Annotated in this window: 14 protein-coding genes; 7 read left to right on the forward strand and 7 right to left on the reverse strand. The window is 62.5% G+C overall.

The window, feature by feature from the left end; translation table 11 throughout:
* The first annotated feature begins 120 nt into the window (after window positions 1–120).
* Entirely contained in the window at window positions 121–480 is a 360-nt protein-coding gene (locus CWE01_RS18800) for a DUF1493 family protein (RefSeq protein WP_100942045.1), read from the forward strand.
* A gap of 124 nt (window positions 481–604) precedes the next feature.
* Here the strand turns inward: CWE01_RS18800 and CWE01_RS18805 are convergent, their stop codons facing one another.
* The 3 genes from CWE01_RS18805 to CWE01_RS18815 form a co-directional block, all read right to left on the reverse strand.
* Complete coding sequence (locus CWE01_RS18805; protein ID WP_100942046.1) at window positions 605–2,152, reverse strand: phosphoenolpyruvate carboxykinase; 1,548 nt, start codon at window positions 2,150–2,152, stop codon at window positions 605–607.
* 179 nt (window positions 2,153–2,331) lie between these two features.
* Window positions 2,332–3,234, reverse strand: coding sequence for an Hsp33 family molecular chaperone HslO (hslO, locus tag CWE01_RS18810; protein ID WP_100942047.1), 903 nt, complete (start codon window positions 3,232–3,234; stop codon window positions 2,332–2,334).
* Window positions 3,235–3,426: 192 nt separating this feature from the next.
* On the reverse strand, window positions 3,427–3,828 hold the full coding sequence (locus tag CWE01_RS18815) for an RNA-binding S4 domain-containing protein (protein WP_100942048.1): 402 nt from the start codon (window positions 3,826–3,828) through the stop codon (window positions 3,427–3,429).
* Window positions 3,829–4,045: 217 nt separating this feature from the next.
* On the opposite strand from CWE01_RS18815, the gene CWE01_RS18820 reads away from it, so the two are divergent.
* Window positions 4,046–4,528, forward strand: coding sequence for an ATP-dependent zinc protease (locus CWE01_RS18820; protein WP_100942211.1), 483 nt, complete (start codon window positions 4,046–4,048; stop codon window positions 4,526–4,528).
* Window positions 4,525–5,430: a 30S ribosomal protein S6--L-glutamate ligase gene (rimK, locus tag CWE01_RS18825; RefSeq protein ID WP_100942049.1), complete on the forward strand. Its 906-nt coding sequence runs from the start codon at window positions 4,525–4,527 to the stop codon at window positions 5,428–5,430. Before CWE01_RS18820 ends, rimK begins: the two co-directional genes overlap by 4 nt.
* Before the next feature lie 3 nt (window positions 5,431–5,433).
* Here the strand turns inward: rimK and CWE01_RS18830 are convergent, their stop codons facing one another.
* On the reverse strand, window positions 5,434–6,747 hold the full coding sequence (locus CWE01_RS18830) for an ATP-binding protein (protein WP_100942050.1): 1,314 nt from the start codon (window positions 6,745–6,747) through the stop codon (window positions 5,434–5,436).
* Between the two features lie 137 nt (window positions 6,748–6,884).
* Window positions 6,885–7,625: a two-component system response regulator OmpR gene (ompR, locus tag CWE01_RS18835; RefSeq protein WP_100942051.1), complete on the reverse strand. Its 741-nt coding sequence runs from the start codon at window positions 7,623–7,625 to the stop codon at window positions 6,885–6,887.
* A gap of 339 nt (window positions 7,626–7,964) precedes the next feature.
* Between ompR and CWE01_RS18840 the strand changes: the two genes are divergently transcribed.
* The 3 genes from CWE01_RS18840 (at window position 7,965) to gshA (ending at window position 12,455) form a co-directional block, all read left to right on the forward strand.
* Window positions 7,965–10,289, forward strand: coding sequence for a Tex family protein (locus tag CWE01_RS18840; protein ID WP_100942052.1), 2,325 nt, complete (start codon window positions 7,965–7,967; stop codon window positions 10,287–10,289).
* Window positions 10,289–10,672 (forward strand): PaaI family thioesterase, encoded by a 384-nt coding sequence (locus CWE01_RS18845; RefSeq protein WP_100942053.1) that lies wholly within the window; start codon window positions 10,289–10,291, stop codon window positions 10,670–10,672. The genes CWE01_RS18840 and CWE01_RS18845 overlap by 1 nt, the downstream gene beginning before the upstream one ends.
* Before the next feature lie 199 nt (window positions 10,673–10,871).
* On the forward strand, window positions 10,872–12,455 hold the full coding sequence (gene gshA, locus CWE01_RS18850) for a glutamate--cysteine ligase (protein ID WP_100942054.1): 1,584 nt from the start codon (window positions 10,872–10,874) through the stop codon (window positions 12,453–12,455).
* Window positions 12,456–12,627: 172 nt separating this feature from the next.
* Here the strand turns inward: gshA and argA are convergent, their stop codons facing one another.
* Both argA and argE read right to left on the reverse strand, forming a co-directional pair.
* A complete protein-coding gene (gene argA, locus CWE01_RS18855) occupies window positions 12,628–13,926 on the reverse strand; it encodes an amino-acid N-acetyltransferase (RefSeq protein ID WP_100942055.1) in 1,299 nt (432 codons plus the stop codon).
* A 144-nt stretch (window positions 13,927–14,070) separates the two neighbouring features.
* A complete protein-coding gene (argE, locus tag CWE01_RS18860) occupies window positions 14,071–15,231 on the reverse strand; it encodes an acetylornithine deacetylase (protein ID WP_100942056.1) in 1,161 nt (386 codons plus the stop codon).
* Between the two features lie 159 nt (window positions 15,232–15,390).
* On the opposite strand from argE, the gene CWE01_RS18865 reads away from it, so the two are divergent.
* Window positions 15,391–16,758, forward strand: coding sequence for an inorganic triphosphatase (locus CWE01_RS18865; RefSeq protein WP_100942057.1), 1,368 nt, complete (start codon window positions 15,391–15,393; stop codon window positions 16,756–16,758).
* Window positions 16,759–16,896 lie beyond the last annotated feature (138 nt).

A 16,896-nucleotide genomic window follows, 5' to 3' on the forward strand; every position in this document is an offset into this window, starting at 1 on the left:
CGGGTTTTCGTGCATCTAGGGATAAGGAATACACACCGCTTACGAACTGGATAAGGTCGCGGTGCTAAGCGTGAAAAAATACAACGCCGTTGTAGACGTTTCGGATCAGGTATTTTGACGATGAACCCAATGTCGGAGCTGCCAGATGATGAGCCGATGAGGCAACTCATCCAGTTACTGGACGAGCACATTGGTTTGCCCAAGCACATCCCCCTAAGCCTGAAGACCTCGATCAACCATGATCTGCATTGCGACGGCGATGACGCCAGTGAACTGATGGAGGCCCTGCACCAGCGTTTCGCGATTACGTTTCTCGACTACGACGCCTATCGGTACTTCAGGCCGGAGGGCTACGACCTGTTTTTTTGGCGAAGAGCCCAGGAGCGACGAGGCAAGATCCCACTGACCATCGGGATGCTCTACCACGCAATCACGCTACAACGCTGGAATACCGCTGAACTGAAAAAATTGAAGTTTTAGCCCCCACACAGAACTCAAAAACTAAGGCGGGTAGGCTTTCTATCACTTATTTTTTCAAACCCGCATTAACCAAAAAGCCGCCCCGAGGGGCGGCTTTCTTTTCAACCAGCAGAGCAACCGATACTTACAACTTCGGCCCAGCCGCCTTGATCGCGTCGCTCACGTCGAACTTCTTGAAGTTCTCGATGAACAGACCCGCCAGCGCTTTCGCCGCTTCGTCGTAGGCAGCCTTGTCAGCCCAGGTGTTGCGTGGGTTCAACAGGCCAGTCTCGACGCCCGGTACGGCCAATGGCACGTCCAGGTTGATGGTGTCCAGGTGCTCGGTCTCGGCGCCAATCAACGCGCCGCTCTGGATCGCGGCAATCACGCCACGAGTAGTCGGGATATTGAAGCGCTTGCCAACGCCGTAGCCGCCGCCGGTCCAGCCGGTGTTGACCAGATAGACCTTGGAACCGAAACCACGGATACGCTTGATCAGCAGTTCAGCGTATTCGCCAGCCGGACGCGGGAAGAACGGTGCGCCGAAGCAGGTGGAGAAGGTCGACTTGATGCCGGCGCCCGAACCCATTTCAGTCGAGCCCACCAGAGCGGTGTAGCCGGACAGGAAGTGGTAAGCGGCCTGTTCTTCGCTGAGGATCGACACCGGTGGCAGTACGCCGGTCAGGTCGCAGGTCAGGAAGATCACGGCGTTTGGCTCGCCACCGAGGTTTTTCGGTGCGCGTTTTTCGATCAGTTCGCGCGGGTAGGCCGCACGGCTGTTCTGGGTCAGGCTGTCGTCGGCGTAGTCGGCCTTCTTGTTGGCGTCCAGCACGACGTTTTCCAGCACGGCGCCGTGCTGGATGGCTTTCCAGATCACCGGCTCGTTCTTCTCGGACAGGTCGATGCACTTGGCATAGCAACCGCCTTCGATGTTGAACACCACGCCCACGCCCCAGCCGTGTTCGTCGTCACCGATCAGGTAACGGCTTTCGTCAGCCGACAGGGTGGTCTTGCCGGTGCCCGACAGACCGAAGAACAGGGTCACGTCGCCCTCTTCGCCCATGTTCGCCGCGCAGTGCATCGGCAGTACATCGACGGCCGGCAGCAGGAAGTTCTGCACCGAGAACAGGGCTTTTTTCATTTCACCGGCGTAACGCATGCCGGCGATCAGGACTTTCTTGGCCGCGAAGTTGAGGATCACGGTACCGTCGGAGTTGGTGCCGTCACGCTCTGGCACGCACTCGAACTCCGGCACGTTGAGGATCTGCCACTCGTCCTTGCCACCGGCGTTGTACTGGCCGGCTTCCGGGTTGATGAACAGGCAACGGCCGAACAGGTTGTGCCAGGCAGTACCAGTGGTCATCTTGACCGGCAGGTAGTGCGCCGGGTCGGAACCGACGTGCACGTGGGAAACAAAACGCTCGCGCTCGCCGATGAAGGCTTCAACGCGGTTCCACAGGGCGTCGAACTTGTCGGCCGGGAACTTGCGGTTGATCGGGCCCCAGGCAATGGCGTCCTGGGTGGAAGGCTCTTCAACGATAAAACGATCGACCGGCGAACGACCGGTACGGTGACCGGTGCGCACTACCAGCGCGCCGGTGTCGGCGAGTTCGCCTTCACCACGAGCCAGGGCTTCTTTTACCAGATCGTCAACACTCAGATCGGTGTACACGGCATTGTTTGCTTGCGTCATGAGATTCCCCGTCGGCCATTGGCCGAGTGCTCCAAACGTTTTGTAGTAGAAAGTCGTGCACTACTACCGCGAAAAAAGTGGGCCGGATTATGCCAGAAAAGCCCAAAAAGAGTAGGGTCCTCCTGTCAGAACGCCCGTTTTCTGTCGTTTGACAGGAGATTTACCTGCGCTGAACCGTTTTAGTGACGAGTATCTGACGGGGTGTCGACGCCGGCACCGGCAAACAATTGCGAAACATCAGCAGCGTCGAACAGGTAACGCTGGTTGCAGAACTGGCAATCGACCTCGATATGGCCGCCGTGTTCGACCACCAGTTGCTGGGCATCTTCCAGCCCCAGGCTGACCAGTGCATTGCCCGAACGCTCCCGCGAACAGCTGCAATGGAAACGCAGCGGCTGGAGGTCGAACAGGCGCACGGCTTCTTCGTGGTAGAGGCGGTGCAGGACGGTTTCGTTGTCCAGGCTCAGCAGTTCGTCGGCGGTCAGGGTGCTGGCCATGGCGGTCAGGTGCTGCCAGCTGGCGTCGCGTTCTTCCTGCTCGCGCAGGCGGTCGGCGGGCAGTTGTTGCAGCAGCATGCCACGGGCACGACGGCCGTCGGCGTGGAGCCAGAAGCGTGTGCCGACCTGCTGGGACATGACGAAGTAGTTGGTGAAGCACTCCGACAGGGTTTCGCCGTCCAGGTCGACGATGCCCTGGTAGCGCTGGCCCTGGGTCGGATCGACGGTCAGGGCGAGGACGCCATTGGGCATCAGGTCGGCCAGGGTCGCGTTGGCCGGGATCAGTTCCTCGTCGTAGCGGGCCAGGCCACGGATCTCGCGCTCGCTGGAGCACTCGATCATCAGCAGCGGCACCGGGCCTTCGGAACGCGCCTGGAGAATCAGCAGGCCGTCGAACTTCAGGGTACCGACCAGCAACGACGCAGCGGCCATCAACTCGCCGAGCAGTTGCGCGATCGGCTCCGGGTAGGGGTGCTTGGCCAGCACTTCGGCGTAGCTGCGCTCCAGCGACACCAGTTCGCCGCGGGTGTCGCTGTCATCGAAGATGAAGCGCTGGGTGTAGTCGGTGTCCGGTAGGTCTGACATAGGTATCAATTCTGAAAGTAGGAATAGGGGTGTTCGGCCCAAGGAAGCTGAGCATTTTATGAACAAACGGGATTTGTACCAAGCAACATGGGGGCGAATGGCGGCCAGTCAAGGACATAAGGTCCTTTAAACCGTGCACGGCCAGTGAGGGCGGCGGTGAGTCCGGCATCGCCATCGCCAGCAAGCCGGCTCCTACACGCCGCTGCCACGAAACTTGAACAGATCCCGGCGCTGTTTCTTGCTCGGCTTGCCGTCGGTGGTCAGGCCCAGCGCACCGGCCTTGCGTTGCACCGCCGCGGCTTCGCGCTTGGCCAGGCTCTGCTCGGTTTCAGCATAGAGCGTCTGCGCTTCGGGGGCGCCGCGACGGACCAGCGACAGCGCCTGCACCACCACGGTCCGTTCGTCGAAACCGGTGCGAATCTGGATCTCGTCGCCCACCCGTGGCTCCTTGCCCGGTTTGCAGCGCTCGCCGCGACAATGCACCTTGCCGCTTTCAATCGCCGCCTTGGCCAGGGCACGGGTTTTATAGAAGCGCGCCGCCCACAACCACTTGTCCAACCGAACCTTGTCGTCCTCTTCCGCTTTCTGCACCACTGTCCGTCCTCAAACTGAAATATTGTCGAACTGTACTACCGTTGCTGTCGAAGCTGAATGGTCCTGGCCAGTCTAGAATGCCAGGTGATCCAGGGGGTAATTTCACGACCTGAAACAGGTCGCAGAGATAACTATCGCCATTTACCCGATATTCTGCGTGAATACCGCGATTACGGCTGCCGGGCAGCCAGAGCGCCTCTCTCACCGGTTGAGCATTTTGAAGACATTTGACCATTTGACTGTTGTGGGTCTGCGCGAGTGGGTGGCGCTTCCGGATTTGGGAGTCGCCGGCCTGCGGGCGAAAATCGACACCGGTGCCAGTACCTCCAGCCTCCACGCCACCGAAATCGAGCCCTTCGAGCGCGACGGTGAGAAGTGGGTGCGTTTCACCGCCCACCTGGGCAGTGTGGTGCAACTGCGTCACCGCCGCTGCGAAGCGCCGCTGCTGACGATGAAGACCATCAAGAGCTCCAACGGCCACGCCCAGGTGCGTTACGTGATCGCCACCACCCTGGCCCTGGGCGACCGGGTCTGGCAGGTGCAGTTCACCCTCGCCTGCCGCAAGGCCATGCGTTATCGCCTGTTGCTCGGCTCCAAAGCCCTGATCGATGGCCACTTGGTGGTCAATCCGGGGCACAAATACGTTCAAGACAAGCCGGTTTTCCCGGTCACTACTACCTCTGCCACAGGTGTTGCATGAAGATCGCTGTGCTGTCGCGTAACCCGCGTCTGTATTCCACTCGTCGCCTGGTAGAGGCCGGCGTCGCCCGCGGCCATGAGATGGTGGTGGTCGACACCCTGCGCGCCTATATGAACATCGCCAGCCACAAGCCGCAGATCCACTATCGCGGCAAGCCCCTGGAAGGTTTCGATGCGGTGATCCCGCGGATCGGCGCCTCGGTGACCTTTTATGGCTGCGCGGTGCTGCGCCAGTTCGAAATGATGGGGGTGTTTCCCCTCAACGAGTCGGTGGCCATCGCCCGTTCACGGGACAAGCTGCGTTCGCTGCAACTGCTCTCACGGCGCGGGATCGGCTTGCCGGTGACCGGTTTTGCCCACTCGCCGGACGATATTCCCGACCTGATCGCCATGGTCAACGGCGCACCGCTGGTGATCAAGGTGCTCGAAGGCACCCAGGGCATCGGCGTGGTGCTGTGCGAGACGGCGACGGCGGCGGAGTCGGTGATCGAGGCGTTCATGGGCCTGAAGCAGGACATCATGGTCCAGGAGTACATCAAGGAAGCCGGTGGTGCCGATATCCGCTGCTTCGTGGTGGGCGACAAGGTGATTGCGTCGATGAAGCGCCAGGCCAAGCCTGGGGAGTTCCGCTCCAACCTGCATCGCGGCGGCAGCGCCAGCCTGATCAAGATCACCCCGGAAGAACGCATGACCGCGATTCGCGCGGCCAAGGTGATGGGCCTGAGCGTGGCCGGGGTGGATATCCTGCGCTCCAATCACGGCCCGCTGGTGATGGAGGTGAACTCCTCGCCCGGCCTGGAGGGCATCGAGGTGACCACCGGCAAGGACGTTGCCGGGATCATCATCGAGCACATCGAGAAGAACGGCGGCCCGAACATGACCCGGACCAAGGGCAAGGGCTGAGCCCTAGACTGCGTCGCGGGGCAGCATCAGCCCCAGCGGCAAACGAACCCGCGCTTCCAGGCCGCCACCGCTGCGGTTGCGCAGTTCGACATTGCCGCCGTGCATCGAGGCGATCCGCCTGACGATCGCCAACCCCAGGCCCGTGCCCTTGCCGCCACGGGCCTTGTCGCCCCGGGTGAAGGGGTTGAAGATGCCTTCCAGTTCCGCCGGATCGATCCCCGTCCCCCGGTCCATGACACTCAGCACCACATACGGCGCGCTGCTGTCGCCCGAGACGTAGGCCGCCACTTCCACGCCTTCGCCGGCATGGTGCAAGGCGTTGCCGATCAGGTTGTTCAACAGCCGCTTCATCGACACCCGGCGCAACGGGAACGGCTGGATCGGTTGCAGCCGCGTGCGCACCCGCTCTTCGCTCTGGTTATAGGGAGCCACCACTTCGCGCACCAGCTCGCTCAGGTCGACCTCTTCCACCGACTCGTCACGACCGTCACGGATAAAGGCGAGGAACTGGTCGAGAATCGCGTCCATGTCCTCGATATCCCGGACCATCTCGTCGCTGAGATCATCGTGGCTGCCCATCAGCTCCAGTGACAGGCGCAGCCGCGTCAACGGCGTGCGCAGGTCATGGGACACCCCGGCCAGCATCAACTCCCGTTCTCGCCCCGCCTGTTCGACGTCCTCGGCCATCTGGTTGAAGGCCCGGTAGACCTCGGTCATTTCGCTGGGGGTATCACTGATCGGCAGCCGCACGCTGCGCCCCTGCCCCAGTTGTCGCGCGGCATCCACCAGGCGTTTCAGCGGCTGGTTGAGCTGACTGACGAAGATCCAGGCCGAAGCGGTGGAAAGTAGCCCGATGGCCAGGAACCAGCCCAGCACGCTCCAGATTTTCTGCCCACGCAACGGATGCGGATACAGCGGCACTTTCAACCAGCCGGCGCCCAGGCTCGGCGCCCGCACCCAAAGGGCCGGGGGCGAGTGCATGCGCAGCCGCACCTCGGTGTCGGCGCCCAGTTCGGCCTGCATCTGGCGCTGGTAGATCTCGCTGTAGGGCCAGTGCTGTTCGCCTTCCGGCACCCCGCCACTAACCACGCGGATCAAGCCGGCGGCATCGGCGATCTTGTCGCGATCGTCCTCGTCCGCCGCCCAATAGGCGCGCAGGGTCAGGGCCACGCCGTGACTGTACTGGCGGTCCACCAGCACGTCTTCGTTCATCAGCAGGTACACCAAAGTCAGTGCCTTGGAGAACAGCACGACGATCAGCACCAGCCAGAGGGTACGGGCGAAGAAACTTTGGGGGAACCAGAGAGGGGTTTTCATGGGCAGCCGCTGGACACTTTGCAGAGGCGAGCGGGCGAGCTCGCATATTGCGGATTGCAACTCGCCCGGGGGCTTGCGCGCCCGGGCGAATCGTTCCTACCAATCAACAGGCGCCCGTCAACAGGCACCGGGCATCGTCACTTGGTCGCGGCGCCGTCCGGCACGAACACGTAACCCACGCCCCAGACGGTCTGGATATAGCGCGGCTTGGACGGGTCCGGTTCGATCATGCGGCGCAGACGGGAAATCTGCACGTCGATGGAACGCTCCAGGGCATCCCATTCACGACCCCGGGCCAGGTTCATCAGCTTGTCGCGGGTCAGCGGCTCGCGGGCATGCATGACCAGCGCCTTGAGCACGGCGAACTCGCCGGTGGTGAGCATGTGCACTTCTTCACCGCGCTTGAGTTCGCGGGTGGCCAGGGACAGCTCGTAGTCCCCGAAGGTCACGCTTTCGTCTTCGCTGCCCGGCGCGCCCGGCACCGGTGCCGACTGGCGACGCAATACGGCCTTGACCCGGGCCATCAGTTCATCCGGGTTGAAGGGTTTGGCCAGGTAATCGTCGGCGCCCAGTTCCAGGCCCTTGATCCGGCTCAGCTCGTCGCCCTTGGCGGTGAGCATGATGATCGGCACCTGGTTGTTCGCCGCGCGCAGGCGACGGCAGGCGGTCAGGCCGTCTTCGCCGGGCAGCATCAGGTCGAGGACCACCAGGTTGAAAACCTCCCGCGACAGCAGGCGGTCCATTTGTTCTGTATTCGCCACTGCGCGGGCGCGATAGCCCTTGCTGGTGAAAAAACGTTCCAGCAGGCTGCTCAGCCCGGGATCGTCATCAACGATGAGAATTTTTTCGCCTTCAGCAGGGTTTGCAGTGCTGCTCATTGGATGCTCCTTTGATCTCGGCACGCATTATGGGCCCAGCGGCCCTTATCCGTATCCGGTGCATTGTTAGCAGATTTTTCCTCAACTACCAGTAAACGCTCTAAAGGCCCTGCGCCGGTGCACAATCCCCGCAAGCCCGGAACGCTGGTTATAATGCGCCGCCTCTTGTCTCAGGCAACGTCTGATCATTGCTGTGGCGTGCCGCTCTTTATTTTCCAAGGCACACAGCAATGTGCTGATTTCATGGGTCTCAAGGCTGCCTTTTGATCCCAAACCAGATTCGTCCCGATGGCTTGAGAGCCTCGACGCGTCTGCTTTCACACTTTGTCAGGTGGTTTTATGGACAGCATCAACAGCCGCATCGCCGAAGAACTCGGCGTCCGCCCACAACAGGTCGAAGCGGCCGTCGCTCTACTCGATGAAGGCTCTACCGTGCCCTTCATCGCGCGCTACCGCAAGGAAGTGACCGGCAGCCTGGATGACATCCAGCTGCGTCACCTGGAAGAGCGCCTGCGCTACCTGCGAGAACTCGACGAACGGCGTATCAGCATCCTCGCCAGCATCGAGGAGCAAGGCAAGCTGACCCCGGAATTGGCCCGCGATATCAAGCTGGCCGACACCAAGACCCGCCTCGAAGACCTTTACCTGCCGTACAAGCAGAAGCGCCGCACCAAGGGCCAGATCGCCCTGGAAGCCGGCCTCGGCGAGTTGGCGGATGGCCTGTTCAACGACCCGATGCTGAATCCGGAAAGCGAAGCCGCGCGCTTCGTCGACGGCGAAAAAGGCGTGGCGGACGTGAAGGCGGCCCTGGAAGGCGCCAAGTACATCCTGATGGAACGCTTCGCCGAAGACGCCGGCCTGCTGGACAAGCTGCGCAACTACCTCAAGCAGGAAGCCACCCTGAGTGCCCGGGTCATCGCCGGCAAGGAAGAGGAAGGTTCCAAGTTCCGCGACTACTTCGAACACGACGAGCCGCTGAAAAGCATGCCGTCGCACCGCGCCCTGGCGATTTTCCGTGGCCGCAACGAAGGTATCCTCAGCTCCGCGCTGAAAGTCGGCGACGAGCAGCCAGGCAGCATGCACCCGTGCGAAGGCATGATCGGACAGCAGTTCGGCATCCAGAACCAGAACCGTCCCGCCGATAAATGGCTGGGCGAAGTGGTGCGCTGGACCTGGAAGGTCAAGCTCTACACCCACCTGGAAACCGACCTGCTGGGCGAGCTGCGCGACGGCGCGGAAACCGAGGCGATCAATGTGTTCGCCCACAACCTGCACGACCTGCTGCTGGCCGCCCCGGCCGGCCCGCGCGCGACCCTGGGCCTCGACCCGGGCCTGCGCACCGGTTGCAAGGTCGCGGTGGTGGACGCCACCGGCAAGCTGCTCGACCATGCCACCGTCTACCCGCACGTGCCGCACAACAAGTGGGACCAGACCCTGGCCGTGCTCGCCGCCTTGTGCGCCAAGCATTCGGTGGACCTGATCGCCATCGGCAACGGCACCGCCAGCCGCGAAACCGACAAGCTGGCCGCTGAACTGATCAAGAAATACCCGGCCATGAAGATGACCAAGGTCATGGTGTCCGAAGCCGGCGCCTCGGTGTACTCGGCCTCTGAACTGGCCTCCAAGGAATTCCCCGACCTGGATGTGTCGATCCGTGGCGCCGTGTCCATTGCCCGCCGCCTGCAGGATCCGCTGGCCGAGCTGGTGAAGATCGATCCGAAATCCATCGGTGTGGGCCAGTACCAGCACGACGTGTCCCAGCTCAAGTTGGCCCGTGGCCTGGACGCGGTGGTGGAAGACTGCGTGAACGCCGTCGGCGTCGACGTGAACACTGCCTCGGTGGCATTGCTGGCGCGGATTTCCGGCCTCAACCCGACCCTGGCGCAGAACATCGTCAACCACCGCGATGAAAACGGTGCGTTCAAGACCCGCGCCGCTCTGAAGAAAGTCGCCCGCCTCGGCGAGAAGACTTTCGAGCAGGCCGCCGGCTTCCTGCGGGTGATGAACGGCGACAATCCGCTGGACTCCTCCGCCGTGCACCCGGAAGCCTACCCGCTGGTACAGCGCATCGCCGCCGAAACCGACCGCGACATCCGCTCGCTGATCGGCGACGCCAGCTTCCTCAAGCGCCTGGACCCGAAGAAATTCACCGATGAAACCTTCGGCCTGCCCACCGTCACCGACATTCTCCAGGAACTGGAGAAGCCCGGCCGCGACCCGCGCCCCGAGTTCAAGACCGCCTCGTTCCAGGACGGCGTCGAGGACCTCAAGGACCTGGAGCCGGGGATGATCCTCGAAGGCGTGGTGACCAACGTCACCAACTTCGGTGCCTTTGTCGATATCGGCGTACACCAGGACGGCCTGGTGCACATCTCGGCGCTGTCCGAGAAGTTCATCAAGGACCCGCGTGAAGCGGTGAAAGCCGGCGATGTGGTGAAGGTCAAGGTCATGGAAGTCGACATCCCGCGCAAACGCGTCGGCCTGTCGATGCGCATGAGCGACACCCCGGGCGAGAAAGTCGACGGTGCCCGCGGCTCGCGTCCGGGCTCGGCACCACGGCCGTCGCAGAACACCGCGCCGCGCAAGGAAAGCACCCCGGCGGCGCCAAGCAACAATGCCATGGCCTCGCTGTTCGCCAACGCCAAACAGTTGAAGAAACGCTGATGGACATTCCTGAGGGCCTCACCCAGAGCGCTTTCAGCGAGATGCTCGGCTGCCGCCTGCAACGCCTGGAAACCGGTGTTGCCGAGGTGGCCCTGGCACTGGAGCCGCACCTGCGCAATCGCGGCAACGTGATGCACGGCGGGGCGATCTTCAGCCTGGTGGACATCACCATGGGGCTGGCCTGCTCCAGCTCCCATGGTTTTGACCAGCGCAGCGTGACCATCGAGTGCAAGATCAACTACATGCGGGCGGTGGCCGAGGGCGAAGTGTTGTGCGTCGCCACGGTCATCCACCCCGGCCGCCGCACCCTGGTGGTCGAGGCGCAAGTGCGTCAAGGCGACAAACTTGTCGCGAAAGCACAAGGCACCTTCGCTGTTCTCTAGCCGCCCCGGCTCGATTTGGGTTAATTTCGACACTGTGAACGCAGTGTCGGGGTTTTCCCTTTCACTGCCTCCGACCCAGGGAGGAAGTGTCGGCGTTTTCTGATATTTACCAGGCGACCACGCCAGTTCTCAACTTCACCCTTGTAGACCGTCTTGCCCACCCCCATATTGGGGCGACCGACGCGTGAAGGAATCCAACTTGAGCGAACTTCTCAACCGCCGCCTGGCTCTGCTCGGCGAGCGCGACCACCTCTCTCTGCTCGAACAGTGCCTGCACGGCATCGAGCGTGAATGCCTGCGCGTCACCGGCGAAGCTCGTCTGGCGCAGACACCGCATCCCGAAGAGCTGGGCTCCGCACTGACCAACGAACAAATCACCACCGACTACTCCGAGTCGCTGCTGGAGTTCATCACTCCCGCCCTGGCCGACCCGGCGGACACCCTGGCCAGCCTGGACAAGATCCATCGCTTTGCCTACAGCAAGCTCGGCAACGAGTACCTGTGGAGCCCGTCGATGCCTTGCCCGCTGCCGGCGGAAGAAGATATTCCGATCGCCTATTACGGCACCTCGAATATCGGCAAGCTCAAGTATGTCTACCGCCAGGGCCTGGCCCTGCGCTACGGCAAGACCATGCAGTGCATTGCCGGGATTCACTACAACTTCTCGCTGCCGGAAAGCCTCTGGCCTGTGCTCAAGCAGGCCGAAGGCTTCGTCGGTACGGACCGCGACTATCAGTCGCTGGCCTACATCGCGATGATCCGCAACTTCCGCCGTTACAGCTGGCTGCTGATGTACCTGTTCGGCGCATCGCCGGCCCTGGACGCCGGTTTCCTGCGCGGGCGTTCCCATTCGCTGGAACAATTCGACGCCGATACGCTGTACCTGCCCTACGCCACCAGCCTGCGCATGAGCGACCTGGGTTACCAGAGCAACGCCCAGGCCGGCCTGACGCCGTGCTACAACGATCTGGACAGCTACATCGACAGCCTGCGCAAGGCGGTGGCCACTCCCTACGCACCTTACGTAGAGATCGGCACGCACAAGGACGGTGAGTGGGTACAGCTCAACACCAACATCCTGCAGATCGAAAACGAGTACTACTCCAACATTCGCCCCAAGCGCGTGACCTACACCGGCGAACGGCCGATCCAGGCGCTGATGGCCCGTGGCGTGCAGTATGTCGAGGCGCGCTGCCTGGACATCAACCCGTTCCTGCCGACCGGCATCGATCTGACCGAGGCGCGTTTCCTCGATGCGTTCCTGCTGTATTGCGCATTGAACGAGAGCCCGCTGTTCGAAACCAACGAGTGCGGCAATGCCACCTCGAACTTCCTCAGCGTGGTGAAGGAAGGTCGGCGTCCAGGCCTGCAGTTGCAACGTCGGGGTGAGGCGGTGGGCCTGAAGGAATGGGCTAACGAGTTGCTGGAGAAGATCGCGCCGCTGGCGGCGTTGCTGGACCGCAGCCACGGTGGCGACAGCCACGCCAAGGCGCTGGACGAGCAGCTTGCCAAGGTCAAGGATTCGTCCCTGACGCCATCGGCCCAGGTGCTGGCGAGCATGACCGAGCACAAGGAAAGCTTCGCGCAATTCTCGATGCGCCAGAGCCAGGCCCATGCCGAATTTTTCCGTGGTCAGCCGTTGAGCAAGGAAGACCAGGCCGGCTTCGAGGACGCGGCCCGCAAGTCCCTGGTGCAACAGTCTGAGCTGGAGCAGAACGAGGTGGGGGATTTCGACGTGTTTGTCGGGTCGTACCAGGCGAGTATTCTGGCCGTCAGTTACTGATGCGGTGCCTGGGCTGACGCCTTCGCGGGCAAGCCCTGCTCCTACAAATTCGCAGCGGTCACAGTTTTTCTGTACGACGCAAAACTGTAGGAGCAGGGCTTGTCGGGACGCCGCACCGCCGCGAAGAGGCCCTTGAGGCCGACAAAAACCTCAAGGACCAGACCCGCTTGAATCAAAGGGCTTTTTCGAAAATCTTCGAATTACGCTGGTAGTTGTACAGCGAAGCCCGCGCGCTCGGCAGCCGTTCCACGCTGCTCGGCTCAAAGCCACGTTCGCGGAACCAGTGCGCCGTCCGGGTCGTCAGTACGAACAAGGTTTTCAACCCCTGCGCCCGCGCCCGCGTTTCAATCCGCTCCAGCAACTCATCGCCGCGACCGCCATGGCGATACTCCGGGTTCACCGCCAGGCACGCCAACTCCCCCGCCTCCGAATCAGCGATCTGATACAGCGCCGCACAGGCGATGATCATGCCTTCGCGCTCCACCACGCTGAACTGCTCGATCTCGCGCTCCAGCACTTCCCGCGAACGCCGCACCAGGATGCCCTGCTCTTCCAACGGGCTGATCAGGTCGAGCAAACCGCCGACATCTTCGATAGCCGCCTCACGCACCAGTTCGAACTGCTCCTGGGCCACCAGCGTACCGCCACCGTCACGGGTAAACAGCTCGGTCAACAGCGCGCCGTCCTCGGCATAGCTGACGATATGGCTGCGCGCCACGCCACCGCGACAGGCCTGCGCCGCCGCGTCCAGCAACTCACCCTGGTAATCGGTGCCCAAACGCAGCAGATGCGCCGGGACCTGCTGCGGACGCAGTTCGCGGACCAACTTGCCATTTTCATCGATCAGGCCGTGATCGGCACCGAACAGCAGGAGCTTCTCCGCTTCCAGATCGATGGCGGCACGGGTTGCCACGTCTTCGCAGGCCAGGTTGAAGATTTCCCCCGTAGGCGAATAACCCAGCGGCGACAGCAGGACAATCGAGCGCTCATCGAGCAGGCGATTGATGCCCTTGCGGTCGACCCGACGCACTTCACCGGTGTGGTGATAGTCGACACCTTCGAGCACGCCGATCGGCCGCGCCGTGACCAGGTTGCCGCTGGCCACCCGCAACCGCGAGCCCTGCATCGGCGAGGCGGCCAGGTCCATGGACAAACGCGCTTCGATGGCGATCCGCAGTTGGCCGACGGCGTCGATCACACATTCCAGGGTGGCCGCATCGGTAATCCGCATGCCGTGGTGGTAATGCGGGGTCAGGCCACGCGCCGCCAGGCGGCTTTCGATCTGTGGACGCGAGCCGTGCACCAGCACCAGCCGCACGCCCAGGCTGTGGAGCAGCACCAGGTCGTGGACGATATTGCCGAAGTTGGGGTGATCGATACCGTCGCCAGGGAGCATGACCACGAAGGTGCAGTCCCGGTGGGCATTGATATAGGGAGACGCATGGCGAAGCCAATTCACGTAATCGGGCATAAAACCTGAACCTGTATAAAAAACAGCCAATAGAAAAGAGGTGCAACGTCAAAACGCACAACGGGCTGTTGGTTATCGTCGGAACAGGCTTGGCGACACGCGCGCTCTCCTTGGGTATTCAGGAAAAATCAATGAGCCGCGCATTTAACGCAAGGTTGCGGCCGGGCTCAAGCAGTAATGTTGAATCAATTCACGCAGTAGATGCACGGTAGGCTGCAAACGTGACATTTCGAGGTATTCCCCCGGCTGATGCGCACACGCGATGTCGCCAGGGCCCAGGACCAGGGTTTCGCAGCCAAGGCGCTGAAGATAAGGCGCTTCGGTGCCAAATGCCACTGCCTCGGCGCGATGGCCGGTGATTTTTTCAGCGACGTGGACCAGTTCCGAGTCAGCGGCCTGTTCGAACGGTGGCACTTCGGGAAACAGCGGCGCGTAGTCGATCCTTACCTGGTGCCGTTGCGCCAGGGGTTCGAGCTTGGCGCGGATCGCCGCCCGCAGCACGCTCGGGTCCATGCCCGGCAAAGGCCGCAGGTCGAATTCCAGGGAACACTGGCCACAGATGCGGTTGGGGTTGTCGCCGCCATGGATGCAGCCGAAGTTCAGGGTCGGCTGGGGCACGCTGAATTGCGGGTTGTTGTATTCGCGCTGCCATTGCCAGCGCAGGCCCTTGAGCTCGCCGATGGCGTCGTGCATGGCCTCCAGGGCGCTATGGCCCAGGCTCGGGTCGGAGGAGTGGCCGCTGCGCCCGAGAATCTCGATGCGCTCCATCATCACGCCCTTGTGCAGGCGGATCGGCTTCAGGCCCGTGGGTTCGCCGATCACCGCGGCGCGACCCAGCGGCCGACCGGCTTCGGCCAGGGCCCGGGCGCCGGACATGGAGCTTTCTTCGTCGCAGGTGGCGAGGATCAGCAGCGGCTGCTTGAACGGTTGCTCGAGCAACGGGATCACGGCTTCAATGGCCAGGGCGAAAAAGCCCTTCATGTCGCAACTGCCCAGGCCGACCCAGCGGCCATCGACTTCGGTCAGTTTCAGCGGGTCGGTCTGCCACAGCGCGCCATCGAACGGTACGGTGTCGCTGTGCCCGGCCAGCACCAGGCCGCCGGGGCCACTGCCGAAGCTGGCGAGCAGGTTGAACTTGCCGGGGCTGACCTGCTGGATATCGCAGCTGAAGCCCAGGTCGCCGAGCCAGGTCGCCAGCAGATCGATCACCGGACGGTTGGACTGATCCAGACTCGGCTGGGTACAGCTGACGGACGGCGCGGCAATCAGCGCAGCGAATTGATCTTTCATCGACGGCAACGGCATGACGCTGACTCCCGAACTCCAAGGCGAGGCTCATCATAGAGCCATCCGACGCCTGGAATAAACCGCCGCGACGCGTGCCGCCCGCTTGTCCTGTACACTGCACGGCCTAGGCAGCCCCCTTCTCCCCCGGCTGCGCTCCCGATCCTGGATTTTCCGGCCATGCAGAAAGAAACCGAAATCAAACTCCGCGTCAGCCGCGAAACCCTCGCCGCCCTGCGCGAACACCCGCTGCTGAAAAAACGCAACAAAAGTGGCTGGGAACGTCGCGAGCTGACCAATCAGTATTTCGACACCCCCGAGCGTGACCTGGCCAAGGCCAAGGTCGCCCTGCGCCTGCGCCGTGACGGCGAAGAAGTGATCCAGACCCTCAAGACCCGCGGCCAGAGCGTTGCCGGCCTGTCGGAACGCAACGAGTACGACTGGCACCTGGCCAAGGCCAAGCTCGATGTGAAAAAACTCGACGGCGAATGCTGGCCCGAAGCGCTGGCCGAGCTGGACAAGAAAACCCTGAAGCCGATCTTCACCACCGATTTCGTCCGCGAACGCGCCGAAATCGCCTGGGGTCGCGGCAAGGCCAAGGTGGTGATCGAAGCCGCCCTGGACCTGGGTTTTGTCATCGCCGGCGCGCGACAGGAAGAAATCTGCGAGCTGGAACTGGAATTGCGCGAAGGCGAGCCGGCCGCGTTGCTGGAACTGGCCGCCGAACTGGCCGAGAAACTGGCGCTGATGCCATGCGATATCAGCAAGGCCGAGCGCGGTTATCGCCTGTTCGATGCCAACAGCTATTCGCTGAGCCTGCCGGCCCCGCAATTGACCGCCGAGATGCCGCTGGACGATGCGTTCGCCGCCTTGGGCTGGCATTTGCTCGCCAGCAGCCAGCGGCTGGCCGAACAATACCGTTTCAACGGTCACTGGCGTTTGCTGCAGGACTGGGTCGCGCAGTTGACCGAGTTGCGCGCCCTGCTCGGCAGCCTCGGCCAGGCCGCGCCACGGCAATCCACCAGTGAGCTGCGCAGCGCCCTGGATGCATTGCTGGAAGACTGGCGCCCACTGGTCCACGCCGGCCTGGAAGACGAAGACGTGCGCAAGGCGGCGCCGGAGCAATTCCTGGAAGAACTGGAAGATGTGCGCTGGGGCCTGTTCTCGCTGAACACCTCGCGCTGGTTGCTGGCCCGTAGCTGGACCGCCGAGCGCACCACCCGCGGTAATCGCCAGGGCGCGGCGCAGTTGCAGAACTGGTTGCCACGGCTGCTGGCCGAGGAAGCCACGTCGTTGCAACTGGGACGCTACCAGCAGCAACCGGAAGACCTCGCCGAACAACTGCCGCGTATCGAGCGCATCCAGGCCTGGCTGCATCTGGCCCGTGGCGTGCTGGAACTGCCGGAGCTGGATCGCCTGTTCGGTGAAATGAACAAGCTGGCGCAACTGGCCGAGACCGATATCAGCGATGAAGTGCTGGAAGCCCGGGTGCAGCAGGCACTGACGGTGTTCCAGAGCCGTGCCTGGAAGACCTTGTTGCGTCTGTAACCCCGTTGCCACTTGGCTCAATACGGTCAACTGTAGGAGCCGGCTTGCTGGCGATTGCGATCTGATAGTCGACAGCGTTGTCGCCTGAAAAATCGCCATCGCCAGCAAGCCGGCTCCTACAGGTAAACGTGCCACACC

This window comes from Pseudomonas sp. QS1027 (assembly GCF_002814235.1).
Taxonomy (GTDB): domain Bacteria; phylum Pseudomonadota; class Gammaproteobacteria; order Pseudomonadales; family Pseudomonadaceae; genus Aquipseudomonas.

Bases quoted from the DNA above. Each gene is read 5' to 3' on its own strand.
- CWE01_RS18800 (WP_100942045.1), top strand. From the start codon at position 121: ATGAACCCAATGTCGGAGCTGCCAGATGATGAGCCGATGAGGCAACTC.
- CWE01_RS18805 (WP_100942046.1), bottom strand. From the start codon at position 2,152: ATGACGCAAGCAAACAATGCCGTGTACACCGATCTGAGTGTTGACGAT.
- hslO (WP_100942047.1), bottom strand. From the start codon at position 3,234: ATGTCAGACCTACCGGACACCGACTACACCCAGCGCTTCATCTTCGAT.
- rimK (WP_100942049.1), top strand. From the start codon at position 4,525: ATGAAGATCGCTGTGCTGTCGCGTAACCCGCGTCTGTATTCCACTCGT.
- CWE01_RS18830 (WP_100942050.1), bottom strand. From the start codon at position 6,747: ATGAAAACCCCTCTCTGGTTCCCCCAAAGTTTCTTCGCCCGTACCCTC.
- ompR (WP_100942051.1), bottom strand. From the start codon at position 7,625: ATGAGCAGCACTGCAAACCCTGCTGAAGGCGAAAAAATTCTCATCGTT.
- CWE01_RS18840 (WP_100942052.1), top strand. From the start codon at position 7,965: ATGGACAGCATCAACAGCCGCATCGCCGAAGAACTCGGCGTCCGCCCA.
- CWE01_RS18845 (WP_100942053.1), top strand. From the start codon at position 10,289: ATGGACATTCCTGAGGGCCTCACCCAGAGCGCTTTCAGCGAGATGCTC.
- argA (WP_100942055.1), bottom strand. From the start codon at position 13,926: ATGCCCGATTACGTGAATTGGCTTCGCCATGCGTCTCCCTATATCAAT.
- argE (WP_100942056.1), bottom strand. From the start codon at position 15,231: ATGCCGTTGCCGTCGATGAAAGATCAATTCGCTGCGCTGATTGCCGCG.
- CWE01_RS18865 (WP_100942057.1), top strand. From the start codon at position 15,391: ATGCAGAAAGAAACCGAAATCAAACTCCGCGTCAGCCGCGAAACCCTC.